The following is a 15798-nucleotide window of genomic DNA, read 5'->3' as shown; positions in this document are numbered from 1 at the left end:
GATCAACCAATCCGACCGCAAGCATTAAACAAAAAGGCCGCATGAAAACCCGAGGGCTGCCATGCGGCCTTTTGCGTTGATGAAGCCCGATCAGGACATCATCAGCTCAACACCGGCTCAAGCCTTCGCTTTTGCCGGACGCTTGTCTTCAACCGTCCATTTGCCACCGTCGAAGAAAGCCTTCCAGCCCGTTGGCTTGCTGTCGACTTCGGTCTGGACGTACTGCTCCTTGGTCTTGCGGCTGTAGCGGATTACCGCCGGCAAACCGTCCGGATCCTTCTGCGGCGCGTCGCACAGGAAGTGATACTTCGGATCGATCTCGTCCTTGTGTGGCAGAAGCTCGATGACCAGCGGTGCACGTGTCTCGCGGTTCTTGGGGAACTGACTGGCCGCCAGGAACAGACCGGAAGCACCGTCCCGCAGGATGTAGGTGTCGTTGACCTTTTCGCATTTCAGCTCGGGCATCTTCACCGGATCCATCTTCGGCGGCGCTGCATCGCCGCTTTTCAGCAGCTTGCGAGTGTTCTTGCAGGTCGGGTTGGTACAACCGAAAAACTTGCCGAAACGGCCGGTCTTGAGCTGCATCTCACTGCCGCACTTGTCGCACTCCAGGCTCGGACCTTCATAGCCCTTGATGCGGTAGCTGCCTTCTTCGATTTCATAGCCGGCGCAATCCGGGTTGTTACCGCAAATGTGCAGCTTGCGCTTTTCGTCGAGCAGGTAGGCATCCATCGCCGTGCTGCAGATCGGGCAACGGTGCTTGCCGCGCAGTACCAGAGATTCCGACTCCCCCTCATCGTCCGCAGCGATTTCATCACCCGGCACAAGATTGACGGTGGCCTTGCAACGCTCTTTCGGCGGCAGGCTGTAACCCGAGCATCCGAGGAACACACCAGTGGATGCAGTACGAATCTGCATCGGACGACCGCAGGTGGTGCACGGAATATCGGTCATCACCGGCTGATTGGCGCGCATGCCGGCGTCCGGGCTCTCCGCCACTTCAAGCTTTTTCTTGAAGTCGCCGTAGAACTCGTCCAGCACGTTTTTCCAGTCACGTTCACCCTGGGCCACGTCGTCGAGGTTCTCTTCCATGCCGGCGGTAAAGCCATAGTCCATGAGGTTCGAGAAGCTTTCGGACAGACGCTCGGTGACGATATCGCCCATTTTTTCCGAATAGAAACGACGGTTGTGCAACGTCACATAGCCACGGTCCTGAATGGTCGAAATGATCGCCGCATAGGTCGAAGGACGGCCGATACCGCGCTTTTCCATTTCCTTGACGAGGCTGGCTTCCGAATAACGGGCCGGCGGTTTGGTGAAATGCTGGGTCGGATCAAGCTTGATCAGCTTCATCACATCGCCCTGGGCCATGTCCGGCAGGACATCGTCGTCGCCAGGCTTGGTGATTTGCGGCAGAACGCGAGTGTAGCCGTCGAACTTCAGAATTCGGCCCTTGGCACGCAGTTCGAAGTCGCCAGCGGCCACGCTGACAGTGGTCGACAGGTATTGCGCAGGCAGCATCTGGCATGCCAGGAACTGGCGCCAGATCAGCTCATAGAGGCGCTCAGCGTCACGCTCCATGCCCGACAGCTTGCTAGGCGTGGTATTGGCGTCGGAAGGACGAATCGCTTCGTGAGCCTCCTGTGCGCCTTCCTTGCTGCTGTAGACGTTCGGCGTTTCCGGCAGGTACTTTTTGCCGAATTCGTCTTCGATATAGGTACGCGCCATCGCTACGGCATCCGCCGAGAGGTTGGTCGAGTCGGTACGCATATAAGTGATGTAGCCGGCTTCGTACAGACGCTGGGCCATCATCATGGTTTTCTTCACGCCAAAGCCCAGGCGATTGCTCGCGGCCTGTTGCAGCGTGGACGTGATGAACGGTGCCGACGGCTTGCTGCTGGTCGGTTTGTCTTCGCGCTTGACGATGCTGTAGCTGGAGGACTTCAGCTTCTCCAGCGCCGCCATGGCCTGGGCCTCGTTGAGCGGCTTGAAAACCTCGCCTTTCTCACGCGCGACTTCGAAGCGCACGGTCGAGCCTTTTGCGGTGCCGAGGTCAGCGTGCACTTCCCAGTATTCTTCCGGGATGAAGGCGCGAATTTCACGCTCGCGCTCGACCACCAGCTTCACGGCCACCGATTGCACCCGACCGGCAGACAGACCGCGAGCAATCTTGGCCCATAGCAGCGGCGAAACCATGTAACCCACGACACGATCGAGGAAACGGCGAGCCTGTTGGGCGTTCACTCGATCGATATCGAGCTCACCAGGCTCCGAGAACGCTTCCTGAATCGCCTTCTTGGTGATCTCGTTGAACACCACGCGCTTGTAGCGGCTGTCATCACCACCAATGGCTTCGCGCAGGTGCCAGGCAATGGCTTCCCCCTCGCGATCCAAGTCGGTTGCGAGATAGATGGTGTCAGCATCCTTGGCGAGCCGGCGCAGCTCTTCGATGACCTTTTCCTTGCCCGGAAGGATCTCGTACTTGGCTTTCCAGCCGTGATCCGGATCGACTCCCATGCGCGAGACCAGCTGCTTGCGCGCCTTCTCTTTCGGCGACAGTGCTGGCGCCTCACCAGCAGCTGCCTTGCCGCGCTTGGCGGCCGGCTCTTTGCCGGCGCTAGCCGAACCGCTGGTGGGCAGGTCTCGGATATGGCCGATACTCGACTTCACCACGTATTGGTTGCCCAGATACTTGTTGATGGTCTTGGCCTTAGCCGGGGATTCCACAATGACCAGCGATTTGCCCATGGATCGGAAAATTCCTGAATTCTAGAAGTGAAAGGCGGTTGGCGCCTGACGCGGCACCGCTATATATAGTGGCTACAAGGTGAGGTCAAGCGCAGGGTTTTGCGCGCCCTCGCCTCACGGCTTCGAAAAAAGGCTTGGTTCGGCTTGCACCAAAGCAAAGCGTGGGACCCGCTCGCCGTCAACTTCGACGGACTCCAGGAACATGCTCAAGGGACGCACCCAGAAGCCATAATCACCATACAGGGCTTGGTAAAAGACCACTTCCTCTTCGGTCTCGGAATGCCGCGCAACACTGAATACGCGGTACTGCGGACCTTTGTAATGTTGGTAGAGCCCAGGTTGTATCGGCATGCTTCGGCCCTCACTCAAATTTTTTCAAAATAAATACAAAAATAAATCCGCAAAAACAAAAACCGGGGCACTTGGCCCCGGCTTCCATCGACGAGACGCTTAAACGCGTTCGAAAACGGTGGTGATGCCCTGGCCGAGGCCAACGCACATGGTAGCCACCCCGAAGGTACCGCCATTCTGCTTCATCACGTTCAGCAAGGTGCCGGAAATACGGGCACCGGAGCAACCGAACGGATGACCCAGGGCGATCGCGCCGCCGTGCAGGTTAACCTTCTCATTCATCTTGTCGAGCACTTTCAGGTCCTTCAGCACTGGCAGAGCCTGTGCCGCGAACGCTTCGTTGAGCTCGAAGAAGTCGATGTCGTTGATGGTCAGACCGGCACGCTTGAGCGCTTTCTGGGTCGACGGCACTGGACCGTAACCCATGATTGCCGGATCCACACCCGCCACCGCCATCGAACGAATGACGGCCATTGGCTGGATACCCAGATCCTGCGCACGCTGTGCCGACATCACGATCATGCACGAAGCACCATCGGTGATCTGCGACGAGGTACCGGCAGTCACGGTACCACCCTTTGGATTGAATGCCGGCTTCAGAGCCGCCAGGCTTTCCAGGGTGGTTTCCGGACGAATGGTTTCGTCGTAGTCGAAGGTTTTCAGGAAACCGTTCTCGTCGTAGCCCTGCATCGGGATGATTTCATCCTTGAACTTGCCTTCCACGGTTGCCTTGTGGGCCAACTGATGGGAACGCACGCCAAAGGCGTCCTGCTGTTCGCGAGTGATGCCGTGCATTTTGCCGAGCATTTCAGCGGTCAGGCCCATCATGCCCGAGGCTTTCGCCGCGTACAGGGACATGTGCGGGTTCGGATCGACACCGTGCATCATGCTCACGTGGCCCATATGCTCGACGCCACCCACCACGAAAACGTCACCGTTGCCGGTCATGATCGCTTGCGCAGCGGTGTGCAGTGCGCTCATCGACGAACCGCACAGACGGCTGACGGTCTGGCCGGCCGACGTGTGCGGAATCTGGGTCATCAGCGACGCCATGCGCGCGATGTTCCAGCCTTGCTCCAGGGTCTGGTTCACACAGCCCCAGATCACGTCCTCGACTTCTGCTGGATCGACCTTGGTGTTGCGTTCCAGCAGTTTGCTGATCAGGTGCGCCGACATGTCTTCGGCGCGGGTGTTGCGGTGCATGCCGCCCTTGGAGCGGCCCATCGGAGTACGACCGAAATCGACAATCACGACGTCTCTAGGATTCAAGCTCATAAGTTCACTCTCACTCTGGTTGGGGGCGCTTAACCGAAGAAGCTCTGGCCGTTCTTGGCCATTTCGCGCAGCTTCGCGGTCGGGTGGTACAGCGCGCCCAAATCAGCGTACTGGTCGGCCAGGGCAACGAACTCGGCAACACCGATCGAGTCGATGTAACGCAGCGCACCGCCACGGAACGGAGGGAAACCAATGCCGTAGACCAGACCCATGTCGGCTTCGGCAGCGGTTTCGACGATACCGTCTTCCAGGCAGCGCACGGTTTCCAGGCACAGCGGGATCATCATCCAGTTGATGATGTCCTCGTCAGTGACTTCGCGTTGCTCGTAGACGATCGGCTTGAGCACTTCCAGTACCGACGGATCGGCGACTTTCTTCTGCTTGCCTTTCTTGTCGGCCTCGTAGGCATAGAAGCCCTTGCCGTTCTTCTGACCCAGACGCTTGGCTTCGTAAAGCACGTCAACGGCAGAACGGCGGTCGTCCTTCATGCGATCCGGGAAGCCTTCAGCCATCACGTCACGACCATGGTGGCCGGTGTCGATGCCGACCACGTCCATCAGGTATGCCGGGCCCATCGGCCAGCCGAATTTTTCCATGACCTTGTCGATACGGACGAAGTCCACACCGGCACTGACCAGCTTGGCGAAACCGCCGAAATACGGGAACAGTACGCGGTTGACCAGGAAGCCCGGGCAGTCGTTGACGACGATCGGGTTCTTGCCCATTTTCTTGGCGTAGGCAACGGTGGTGGCGATGGCCAGCTCGCTGGACTTCTCGCCACGGATCACTTCCACCAGCGGCATCATGTGCACAGGGTTGAAAAAGTGCATGCCGACGAAGTTTTCCGGACGCTTGAGGGCCTTGGCCAGCAGGCTGATGGAAATGGTCGAGGTATTGGACGCAAGGATGGTGTCCTCTTTGACCTGATCTTCGACTTCCGCCAGAACGGCTTGCTTGACCTTCGGATTCTCGACCACGGCTTCAACGACCAGATCGACATGACCGAAATCGCCATAGGACAGCGTCGGACGAATGCCATTGAGCACTTCAGCCATTTTCGCCGCGGTCATGCGGCCTTTATCAACCCGACCGACCAGCAGTTTGGCGGCTTCAGCCAGACCTTGCTCGATACCGTGCTCGTTGATGTCCTTCATCAGGATCGGCGTACCTTTGGAGGCCGACTGATAGGCGATACCGCCACCCATGATGCCGGCGCCCAGTACGGCAGCCTGTTTCACATCCTTGGCGATCTCGTCATAGGCCTTGGCCTTTTTCTTCAGTTCCTGATCGTTCAGGAACAGACCGATCAAGCTCTGCGCGGCAGAGGTCTTGGCCAGTTTCACGAAACCTGCAGCTTCGACTTCCAGCGCCTTGTCACGACCGAAGTTCGCGGCTTTCTGGATGGTCTTGATCGCTTCGACCGGGGCCGGGTAGTTCGGACCCGCCTGGCCGGCCACGAAACCCTTGGCGGTTTCGAAAGCCATCATTTGTTCGATGGCGTTCAGCTTGAGTTTTTCCAGCTTCGGCTGACGCTTGGCCTTGTAGTCGAACTCGCCGGAAATGGCACGCTTGATCAGCTCGACGGAAGCCTCCAGCAGCTTCTCGGGAGCCACCACGGCATCCACGGCTCCGACCTTCAGCGCGTCTTCAGGACGGTTTTCCTTGCCGGCGGCAATCCACTCGATGGCGTTGTCGGCACCGATCAGACGCGGCAGACGCACCGTACCGCCGAAGCCCGGGTAGATGCCCAGCTTGACTTCCGGCAGACCGATCTTGGCCTTCGTCGACATGACGCGGTAGTCCGCTGCCAGGCACATTTCCAGACCGCCACCCAGGGCGATACCGTTGATCGCGGCCACGGTCGGAACGTCGAGGTCTTCGAAATCGCTGAAGATCTTGTTGGCTTCGAGATTGCCTGCAACCAGCTCGGCATCCGGCAGCTTGAAGTTGTCGACAAATTCAGTGATGTCGCGCCGACGATGAACACGTCCTTGCCACTGCTGACGATCACGCCCTTGATCGAAGCATCTGCCTTGATGGTGTCTACGGCCTGACGCAGTTCGTTCAGGGTAAGACGGTTGAACTTGTTGACGGACTCACCCTTGAGGTCGAATTTCAATTCGACGATGCCACTTTCAAGAGCTTTAACCGTGATGGCTTTACCTTCGTAAATCATCAACTGATCTCCACGATATGGAAGCTGAACAGTACACGTCGGACGCAGGCAAATGGCTCGGCAGGACGTTTTTTCGTCAATGCTGACACCCATCCGCCCGGCACACCCGCCAACGCGATAGTCGGGATTCTGTAGGAGCAGTCTGCAATACAAACGCTCAATTCATACGCCCGTTTGATTTGGGTACGCCACCTTCACGGAATTTCCGACAATTGTCAATCGCCCTAAATGCGGGTTCAAAAGCGACTTTGCGGTCATTTCTGTAGGACGCAGCCCGGCCACACACGCTTGCATGTCAAGGCATTCATAAGATTAATAGTTAGAAAAGTCGCCCTAATTCGCTGCAAGCCTTGTTTAACAGGCTACGCTGGCGGGACCACGAAAGAAAACGGCTGCATGACTGCTGACCGGCTCGCCCGGTTCAACGTCAAAAAGAATTTCCGGCCTGCCTGGCCAATTCCGCCCGACGAATCATGTCGGGCTTTTTATTGCTCGTCTGCCAGACGTTTCACACCCTTGCAGCGCGAAACGTCTACGGTTCATGCCAGTGCTTTCAGCGTGGCGTCGATTTCAAGCAGAACCGAAGCGTCACCCTTCTCGCCCCAATAAAGCGCAATCATCTGCTGGTCGGCCTCGACCTTGAAAACATTGCCTGGCAATTTTTCGAAATGACTTTGAAGAAGCGGATCCTCACAGACTTCCTGCCACTGATTGACCCAGATCCCGGGGCTTTTCTGCCAGTAAGTCCAGCACGACGGCTGTTTGCCGCGCCGTGGCCGATGATATTGCGCACAGGGGTTTGGAGGTTCCTGGCTCAGCCAGTGCGGCCATTCCTGAGGGGCAAGCTGCATGGCCAACCCGATGCGCCGGGCCTCGGCGCGCAAGGCTATTCGGTCACTCTGCGCACGGGACGGGCGTAACCATGCCAGCGGACTCAACACCACCAGCAGGATTGACACCACCAGCCAGACCGTCATATCTCTACTCCCGAATCTTGATGAGCCCGTTGTGTCACTTTGGAACCAATGCGCTCGAAACCAGCCATACTTAACAATATTGATCCCTCACGAGGAGCACCTCATGCCCTACCACCATATTCTGGTCGCCGTAGATCTGACCGAAGAGTGCGACCCTGTGATCCACCGCGCCCGAGAGCTGTCGGTGAGCAATGGCGCCAAGTTGTCGCTGGTGCATATCGTCGAACCGATGGCCATGGCTTTCGGCGGTGACGTACCCATGGATCTGTCACAACTGCAACAACAGCAATTCGATCAGGCCAAGGAACGCCTCGAGCGCCTGAAGCACAAATACTCCGAACTGGAAGGCTCCAATTGCCATCTGACCTACGGCCAGCCACGTCAGGAAATCCATCATTTCGCCAAGGAACAGGGATGCGACCTGATTGTGGTCGGCAGCCATGGCCGACATGGTCTGGCCCTGTTGCTGGGTTCGACTGCCAACGATGTCCTGCACGGCGCGCCTTGCGACGTGCTGGCGGTGCACCTGGTCAAACGCTGATTACAGGCAAAAGCTGAAAAGCCCGGCGTCCATGACTGGAGCCGGGCTTTTTCATGTCTGGAAACCATCAGGCATCCAGTTCGGCCCAACGTTCCACCAGTGCATCCAGTTCGGCCTGCATCTGCTCCAGCGAAGCAATGACCCTGGCCGTCTCGGCCGGCGGACGCTGATAGAAACCGGCTTCGGCCATTTCAGCCTCCACGGCAGCGATCTGCTGCTCCTTGGCGTCGATCTCGCCCGGCAACGCCTCCAGTTCGCGCTGAAGCTTGTAGCTCAGCTTCTTCTTCGCAGCCGGGGCCGCAGCAACCGGTGCGACAACCGGAGCCGGTTCGGCGGTGACCACTGCCGAGTTCAAATCGGCCTTGCCGGATTTGCTTTCAGTGACGCCCAGAAGGCGCGGTGAACCGCCCTGACGGATCCAGTCCTGATAGCCGCCAACGTATTCGCGAACCTTGCCCTCACCTTCGAAGACCAGCGTGCTGGTGACCACGTTGTCGAGGAACGCCCGGTCGTGGCTGACCATCAGTACGGTGCCATTGAAGGTCAGCAACACCTCTTCGAGCAGTTCGAGGGTTTCCACATCGAGGTCGTTGGTCGGTTCATCGAGCACCAGCAGGTTGGCAGGCTTGCTGAACAGTTTGGCCAGCAGCAGGCGCGCTCGCTCGCCACCGGACAAGGCCTTCACCGGCGTGCGGGCACGCTGCGGGCTGAACAGGAAGTCGCCGAGGTAACTCAGCACGTGGCGGCTCTGACCATTGATTTCGATGAAATCGCGACCTTCGGCGACGTTGTCGACCACGGTCTTTTCCAGATCCAGCTGATGGCGCAACTGGTCGAAGTAGGCCACGTCGATCTTCGTGCCCTCTTCCACTTTGCCGCTGGTCGGTTGCAGACCGCTGAGCATCAGTTTCAGCAGGGTGGTCTTGCCGGTACCGTTGGCGCCGAGCAGGCCGATACGGTCGCCGCGCTGCAGCACCATGGAGAAATCGCGGATCAGGAACGGGCCACCCGGATGGGCGAAGCTCACGTTATCCAGCACCATCACCTGCTTGCCGGATTTCTCGGCCGATTCCAGCTGGATATTGGCCTTGCCGGTGCGTTCACGACGTTCACTGCGCTCGACACGCAGGGCCTTCAGCGCACGCACGCGGCCTTCGTTACGGGTGCGACGGGCCTTGATGCCCTGACGAATCCACACTTCTTCCTGAGCCAGGCGCTTGTCGAACAGTGCGTTGGCGGTCTCTTCGGCCGCCAGCTCGGCTTCTTTGTGGACCAGGAAACTGGCGTAGTCGCCGTTCCAGTCGATCAGACCGCCGCGATCCAGTTCGAGGATGCGGGTGGCGAGATTTTGCAGGAAAGAACGGTCGTGCGTGATGAACAGCACGGCGCCCTGGAAGTCTTTCAGCGCTTCTTCGAGCCAGGCAATCGCACCGATGTCCAGGTGGTTGGTCGGTTCGTCGAGCAGCAGCAGATCAGGCTCCGACACCAGCGCCTGCGCCAGCAGCACGCGACGACGCCAGCCGCCGGACAATTCGGCGAGGGTCTTGTCGGCCGGCAGTTGCAGGCGGCTCAGGGTGCTGTCGACCAGGGTCTGCAAGCGCCAGCCGTCACGGGCTTCGAGATCGTGCTGGACGTGCATCAGCTTTTCCAGATCGGCGTCGGTGACGATGTTCTGGCTCAGGTGATGATATTCGGCAAGCAACGCGCCCACGCCGTCGAGGCCCTCGGCTACCACATCGAATACAGTCCGCTCGTCGGCCAGCGGCAATTCCTGCGGCAATTCACCGATCTTCAGACCGGGGGCGCGCCACACGGCGCCGTCATCAGGCTTCTGGTCGCCCTTGACCAGTTTCATCATGCTGGACTTGCCGGTGCCGTTGCGGCCGATGATGCACACCCGCTCACCACGGGCGATCTGCCAGGACACCTTGTCCAACAACGGCATCGCGCCGAATGCAAGGGACACATCGCTGAATTTGAGCAGGGTCATGAGCTTCTCCAAAAACCGGGCGCGCATTCTACCTGAATCGAGGGCCGAACAGGCCGGCAATTTCGCCGCTGACGTACTCTGCACAACATTTGTTGCGAACTTGTGCCACAAGGCCGGCAAAGCTTTCGCCGTCTGCTGGCAAAAGGCTAAGCTACAGACAATTCAGTGCCGCCCACGCTGGCACTTGTCATGATTTCTCTGCCCGGATGTCTCATGCGCAGTCGCCTTCTCAGTGTTTTATCCTGTTTGCTACTCACCGCCGCTGCTGCTCAATCCGCCCAGGCGGTGGACCTGTCCACCCAGCGCCAGTATTACGATGAGGCCAAGCGCGCCCTGGCCAAGGGCGACACCGGTCCGTATTTTCGTTACAGCCAGGCCCTCGCCGATTATCCGCTGGAACCGTATCTGGCCTACGACGAGCTGACCGCTCGCCTGAAGACCGCCAGCAACGCGGAAATCGAAAAATTCCTCGCCGAACACGGTGACCTGCCCCAGGCCAACTGGATGAAGCTGCGCTGGTTGCGCTGGCTCGCCGACCGTGGTGACTGGGCGACCTTCGTCAAGTATTACGACCCTAAACTCAATTTCACCGAGCTGGACTGCCTGAACGCGCAGTACCAGATCAGCAGCGGTCACAAGGCCGAAGGTTACGCCAACGCCGACAAACTGTGGCTGACCGGCAAATCGCAACCCGCCGCGTGCGATGCGTTGTTCGGCATCTGGGCCGCCGACGGCCAGTTGACCGAACAGAAACGCTGGGAGCGCACCAAACTCGCCGCCCAGGCGCGCAACTACCCGCTGGCCAACAGCCTGGTCAATGGCCTGACCACACTCGCCCCGCGTGGACGTCTGCTGGTGGATGTCGCGCAAAAACCTGAACTGCTCAACCAGCCATCGCGCTTCACCCCGGCCGATGAGCCAATGTCCGATATCGTGAGCCTCGGCCTGCGTCGTCTGGCCCGTCAGGATCCGGACAAGGCCATGGACCTGCTCGATGGCTACGCCAGCAGCATGCATTTCTCCCGGGATGAAAAAGTCGCGATCGCCCGGGAAATCGGTCTGACCCTGGCCCGTCGCTTTGACAGCCGTGCGCTGGACGTGATGACCAAATATGACCCGGAACTGCGCGACAACACGGTGTCCGAATGGCGCCTGCGCCTGTTGCTGCGTCTGGCGCGCTGGGACGATGCCTATCAGTTGACCCGCCGCCTGCCACAGGATCTGGCCACTACCAACCGCTGGCGCTACTGGCAGGCCCGCAGCCTGGAACTGGCTCAACCGCAAAACCCGGAAGCACAGACGCTGTACAGGAACCTCGCACGGGAGCGGGACTTCTACGGATTCCTCGCCGCCGACCGCTCCCAGCAACCCTATTCGCTGATGAACAAACCGCTGGTGCTCAGGCAGGCCATCATCAACAAGGTGCGCAACACGCCCGGTGTTCGCCGCGCGCTGGAATTTCACGCCCGCGGGCAGATCGTCGACGGACGTCGCGAGTGGTATCACGTCAGCCGTCATTTCAACCGCGACGAAATGGTGGCCCAGGCCAAACTGGCTTACGACCTGAAATGGTATTTCCCGGCAATCCGCACCATCAGTCAGGCGCAGTACTGGGATGACCTGGACATTCGCTTCCCGATGGCCCACCGCGACACGCTGGTGCGTGAAGCCAAGGTCCGAGGCCTGCACTCGAGCTGGGTGTTCGCCATCACCCGTCAGGAAAGCGCTTTCATGGACGACGCCCGTTCCGGCGTCGGCGCCAGCGGCCTGATGCAACTGATGCCCGGTACCGCCAAGGAAACCGCACGCAAATTCAGCATTCCGCTGGCCTCGCCGCAGCAAGTGCTCGATCCGGACAAGAACATCCAGCTCGGCGCGGCCTACCTGAGTCAGGTGCACAGCCAGTTCAACGGCAACCGCGTGCTCGCCTCCGCCGCCTACAACGCCGGCCCCGGCCGCGTACGCCAGTGGCTGCGCGGTGCCGATCACCTGAGCTTCGACGTGTGGGTGGAAAGCATTCCGTTCGACGAAACCCGCCAGTACGTGCAGAACGTTTTGTCCTACTCGGTAATCTACGGCCAGAAACTCAACTCGCCGCAACCGCTGGTGGACTGGCATGAGCGGTATTTTGACGATCAGTGATCGTGTAAAGATCGAGGTAAGCAAAAATGCCCGCATCGAGAGATGCGGGCATTTTTTATGGCGCTCTACTGGGTCGGTTACTAGGTCGCTTACTTAGTCGGTTACTGGGTCGGTCGGAGCCAGATGCCCATCACTGAACTGCAACGCCGCCAACCGCGCATACAGTGGATTGCTGGCGATCAGCTCCTGATGCGTGCCGATCGCCACCAGTTTGCCTTGGTCCATCACTGCAATCCGGTCGGCGTTTTTCACCGTGGCCAGGCGGTGGGCGATCACCAGGGTGGTGCGGTTTTGCATCAGGCTCGGCAAAGCTTGCTGGATCAAGTGCTCGCTCTGGGCATCCAGGGCGCTGGTGGCTTCGTCGAGCAGCAGGATCGGTGCGTCGACCAGCAGCGCCCGGGCGATGGCCAGGCGCTGGCGTTGCCCGCCCGACAGGCCAAGCCCGCCGTCGCCCAGGTGAGTCTGGTAACCATCGGGCATTTGTTCGATGAAATCGTGGGCATGGGCGATTTTCGCAGCTTCCCGCACCTGCTCCGGCGTAGCGCTCGGGCAACCGTAGCGAATGTTTTCTTCGACGCTGCCGAAGAACAGCGCCGGCGTCTGCGAAACCAGGGCAAAGCAGCGGCGCAAATCCAGCGGATCAAGGCTCGTCAGCGGTACACCGTCAATGAGGATCCGGCCCTCCCGTGGATCGTAGAAACGCAGCAACAAGTCATACACCGTGGACTTGCCCGCACCGGACGGCCCGACCAACGCCAGGGTTTCGCCCGCGTTGACCGTCAGACTCAAGCCGTCAACGGCAAAGCTTTCGGGCCGTGATGGGTAGGAAAAACGCACGTCCTGCAAAGCCAGCTCGCCTTTGACCCGCGTCGGCAAGGTCACCAGTCCGTCTTTCGGCGGCTGAATGATGTTCTCGGAGCGCAGCAGTTCGGCGATGCGTTCGGCGGCGCCCGCCGCCCGCTGCAATTCCCCGATCACTTCGCTCAACGTGCCGAAAGCGCTCCCGACGATCAGGCTGTAGAACACGAACGCCGCCAGCTCACCCGCGGAAATTCGCCCGGCAATCACGTCCATTCCGCCGACCCACAACATCACCGCGACGGCACCGAGCACCAGCACGATCACCAGCGTAATCAGCCAGGCCCGCTGAAAAATCCGTTTGCGCGCGGTTTCGAACGCCCGCTCGACGGTCGAGGCGAAACGCTGTTCGTCCTGCACCTGATGGTTGTAGGCCTGTACGGTCTTGATCTGGCCGAGGGTTTCCGAAACATAGCTGCCAATGTCGGCGATACGGTCCTGGCTCAATCTCGAGAGATTGCGTACCCGCCGCCCGAAAATCAGGATTGGCGCAATGACCAGCGGCAGCGCGATCACCACGATGCTGGTGAGCTTGGCGTTGGTGATGAACAGCAGCACGACGCCACCGATGACCATCAGCAAATTGCGCAGGAACAGCGAAAGCGAGGAGCCGATCACCGATTGCAGCAAGGTCGTGTCAGCCGTCAGTCGCGACTGGATTTCCGAACTGCGGTTGTCTTCGTAGAACCCGGGATGCAGGTACACCAGATGGTTGAACACCTGCCGCCGGATGTCTGCCACCACCCGTTCGCCGATCCATGACACCAGATAAAACCTGGCAAAAGTACCCACCGCCAGACCAAGCACCAACAACATGAACAGACCGATGGACTGGTTGAGCAGGTGCGGCGACTGGGTCATGAAGCCCTGATCGACCAGCAGTTTGATGCCCTGCCCCATCGACAGCGTGATGCCGGCCGTGACGATCAGCGCGAGCAGTGCACCGAACGCCTGCCAGCGATACGGCACGAGAAAATGACAGGTCAGGCGCAGGGCCCGGCGGTGACGCGAAGAAAGCATCGGAATCATTGGGGTTCACATCGTGTGCTGATTAATGGGGCCAGCCTGGACAGTCAATGGGGTGGAACTCTGCAAATCACAATGAGTCAGGTTAATTATGACCGGCCAGACTACCCCCTAGATGCTATCGGTCTAATGTCCGGGTTGAGACGAACGGTCATTTCTGCTTGAGTTGAAATACCGTTCCGGAAAGATCGAAGGGGGTTGTCACAGCCTGGTCACCTGACGGTTTTATTGTGCTTACACAACCTGATGAGGAGACAGGCCATGTCCTTGCAACACAGCAGCGACGACAAGATTCAAGTGATCCGCACCAAGCCCGGCCAACCTCTGGGTTGCTCGATTATCGATAAGGATGGGCGCGAAGTTCCAATCACTGAAGACATGATCCAGAACGCCTGCCGCGAACTGGAGAAGCGATTGGTCAAGCCTGCCGAACAAAAGTGATATAGCCAGCGTCTTCCTGACCCGGCCCCTGTGGAGGCCGGGTTTTTTCTGTCCGTTTCTTAAACGGCCACAGCGCCCAGCGCCGACACGATCTGCCGCAAGGCCGGCGAATCACCTTCAATTCTTACTTTCAACCCTTCGATTTCGCGACGCACCGGATACTGTTTGCGCAACGCATCGAACGCTGCACGCTGCTCGCCGACGCTGCCCAGCAAGGTGCTGCGAAAATCCGCATCGTCCCGGCGCGGGTCGTACACCCCGCGGCACAGCATCGCCAATGCCCAGGCCGGATCGCTGTCGGCATGCAGGGAAACTTCCGACAGCCACGGCGCCGGCAACAGATCGGCCAGCTGAATGCTGGCCGGCTGCCCGATGAAATCGCAGTAAGCCTGATAGATCTGCGCCGTGCCGCGTTGCTTGCCGTCGAGGCTGTAACCTGCAATGTGCGGTGTAGCCAGCACACAGAGTTCGGCCAGCGCCACATCGACTTCCGGCTCGGCTTCCCAGACGTCCAGTACCGCTTGCAGGTCTTCTCGTTCCAGCAGCACTTTGCGCAGCGCGACATTGTCCACGACCGGGCCCCGGGCGGCGTTGATCAGCCAGGTACCGGGTTTGAGTCTTTGCAGGCGTGGCTCGTCGAACATGTGCCAGGTCGCCCCTTCACCAGTGCGGGTCAGTGGCGTGTGCAGGCTGATCACGTCGCACTGCTCGATGATCTGTTCCAGGCTGACATAGTCACCGCCCTCGGCAATCTGACGCGGCGGATCGCACACTTTCACGTTCCAGCCGAGCCCCTTGAGCACCTTGATCAGGCGACCACCGACTTCACCGGCGCCGATCACGCCATAGGTGCGCCGGGTCAGGTCGACACCTTCGATTTCAGCCAGGGTCATCAGGCTGCCGAGCACGTAATCCACCACGCCTCGGGCGTTGCAACCAGGCGCACTGGACCAGGTGATGCCCGCTTCATTGAAATAGTCGAGGTCCAGATGATCGGTGCCGATGGTGCAGGTGCCGACAAACCTCACCTTGCTGCCTTCGAGCAACGCACGGTTGACGTTGGTCACCGAGCGCACCAGTAACACATCGGCCTGTTCGACCGTGGCCCGGTCAATGGAACGGCCCGGCACCCGGCGGATTTCGCCGAAACCGGCAAAAAAGGCATCGAGCAGTGGAATATTTTCGTCGGCAACAATCAACATGGCGGGGGCTCCTTGGGCGGATCGGCAGTGTAGGCGCTGGGACTGCGATGAGCCAGCAGCCTGTTGATTAC

10 protein-coding genes and 1 pseudogene are annotated in these 15798 nt (G+C 59.4%); 3 read left to right on the top strand and 8 right to left on the bottom strand.

All coding sequences use genetic code 11. The features are described 5' to 3' along the window. Positions 1–117: 117 nt before the first annotated feature. From topA to BBF94_RS19975, 5 genes and pseudogenes are all read right to left on the bottom strand, one after another. Entirely contained in the window at positions 118–2748 is a 2631-nt protein-coding gene (gene topA, locus BBF94_RS19995) for a type I DNA topoisomerase (protein WP_065260701.1), read from the bottom strand. A 114-nt stretch (positions 2749–2862) separates the two neighbouring features. After that, a complete protein-coding gene (locus tag BBF94_RS19990; RefSeq protein ID WP_065260700.1) occupies positions 2863–3099 on the bottom strand; it encodes a DUF1653 domain-containing protein in 237 nt (78 codons plus the stop codon). A gap of 99 nt (positions 3100–3198) precedes the next feature. Next, positions 3199–4374 carry an acetyl-CoA C-acyltransferase FadA gene (gene fadA, locus BBF94_RS19985; RefSeq protein ID WP_065260699.1) on the bottom strand — a complete coding sequence of 392 codons (1176 nt, stop codon included), beginning with the start codon at positions 4372–4374 and terminating at the stop codon, positions 3199–3201. 29 nt (positions 4375–4403) lie between these two features. Next, positions 4404–6550 (bottom strand): annotated as a pseudogene (gene fadB, locus BBF94_RS19980) (fatty acid oxidation complex subunit alpha FadB). 539 nt (positions 6551–7089) lie between these two features. After that, positions 7090–7527, bottom strand: a complete 438-nt coding sequence (locus BBF94_RS19975; protein ID WP_065260698.1) for a hypothetical protein — start codon at positions 7525–7527, stop codon at positions 7090–7092. 103 nt (positions 7528–7630) lie between these two features. Between BBF94_RS19975 and BBF94_RS19970 the strand changes: the two genes are divergently transcribed. Then, entirely contained in the window at positions 7631–8068 is a 438-nt protein-coding gene (locus BBF94_RS19970; RefSeq protein WP_065260697.1) for a universal stress protein, read from the top strand. A gap of 67 nt (positions 8069–8135) precedes the next feature. On the opposite strand, the gene BBF94_RS19965 is transcribed toward BBF94_RS19970, so the two are convergent. Then, on the bottom strand, positions 8136–10058 hold the full coding sequence (locus BBF94_RS19965) for an ATP-binding cassette domain-containing protein (RefSeq protein ID WP_065260696.1): 1923 nt from the start codon (positions 10056–10058) through the stop codon (positions 8136–8138). Between the two features lie 213 nt (positions 10059–10271). Here BBF94_RS19965 and BBF94_RS19960 point away from each other — a divergent pair, with 213 nt between their 5' ends. After that, a complete protein-coding gene (locus BBF94_RS19960; protein WP_065260695.1) occupies positions 10272–12200 on the top strand; it encodes a transglycosylase SLT domain-containing protein in 1929 nt (642 codons plus the stop codon). 93 nt (positions 12201–12293) lie between these two features. Here BBF94_RS19960 and BBF94_RS19955 read toward each other — a convergent pair whose 3' ends face one another. Further along, positions 12294–14087 (bottom strand): ABC transporter transmembrane domain-containing protein, encoded by a 1794-nt coding sequence (locus tag BBF94_RS19955; protein WP_176704480.1) that lies wholly within the window; start codon positions 14085–14087, stop codon positions 12294–12296. A gap of 258 nt (positions 14088–14345) precedes the next feature. Between BBF94_RS19955 and BBF94_RS19950 the strand changes: the two genes are divergently transcribed. Continuing rightward, positions 14346–14525, top strand: coding sequence for a PA1571 family protein (locus BBF94_RS19950; RefSeq protein ID WP_065260694.1), 180 nt, complete (start codon positions 14346–14348; stop codon positions 14523–14525). A 59-nt stretch (positions 14526–14584) separates the two neighbouring features. On the opposite strand, the gene pdxB is transcribed toward BBF94_RS19950, so the two are convergent. Then, positions 14585–15727 carry a 4-phosphoerythronate dehydrogenase PdxB gene (gene pdxB / locus BBF94_RS19945; protein ID WP_065260693.1) on the bottom strand — a complete coding sequence of 381 codons (1143 nt, stop codon included), beginning with the start codon at positions 15725–15727 and terminating at the stop codon, positions 14585–14587. Positions 15728–15798 lie beyond the last annotated feature (71 nt).

Source organism: Pseudomonas bananamidigenes (genome assembly GCF_001679645.1).
Classification (GTDB): Bacteria; Pseudomonadota; Gammaproteobacteria; order Pseudomonadales; family Pseudomonadaceae; genus Aquipseudomonas; species Aquipseudomonas bananamidigenes.
Note: the sequence above shows the minus strand (reverse complement) of the source record. Positions and strands in the feature narration are given on the sequence as shown.

Bases quoted from the DNA above. Each gene is read 5' to 3' on its own strand.
- topA (WP_065260701.1), bottom strand. From the start codon at position 2,748: ATGGGCAAATCGCTGGTCATTGTGGAATCCCCGGCTAAGGCCAAGACC.
- BBF94_RS19990 (WP_065260700.1), bottom strand. From the start codon at position 3,099: ATGCCGATACAACCTGGGCTCTACCAACATTACAAAGGTCCGCAGTAC.
- fadA (WP_065260699.1), bottom strand. From the start codon at position 4,374: ATGAGCTTGAATCCTAGAGACGTCGTGATTGTCGATTTCGGTCGTACT.
- BBF94_RS19975 (WP_065260698.1), bottom strand. From the start codon at position 7,527: ATGACGGTCTGGCTGGTGGTGTCAATCCTGCTGGTGGTGTTGAGTCCG.
- BBF94_RS19970 (WP_065260697.1), top strand. From the start codon at position 7,631: ATGCCCTACCACCATATTCTGGTCGCCGTAGATCTGACCGAAGAGTGC.
- BBF94_RS19965 (WP_065260696.1), bottom strand. From the start codon at position 10,058: ATGACCCTGCTCAAATTCAGCGATGTGTCCCTTGCATTCGGCGCGATG.
- BBF94_RS19960 (WP_065260695.1), top strand. From the start codon at position 10,272: ATGCGCAGTCGCCTTCTCAGTGTTTTATCCTGTTTGCTACTCACCGCC.
- BBF94_RS19955 (WP_176704480.1), bottom strand. From the start codon at position 14,087: ATGATTCCGATGCTTTCTTCGCGTCACCGCCGGGCCCTGCGCCTGACC.
- BBF94_RS19950 (WP_065260694.1), top strand. From the start codon at position 14,346: ATGTCCTTGCAACACAGCAGCGACGACAAGATTCAAGTGATCCGCACC.
- pdxB (WP_065260693.1), bottom strand. From the start codon at position 15,727: ATGTTGATTGTTGCCGACGAAAATATTCCACTGCTCGATGCCTTTTTT.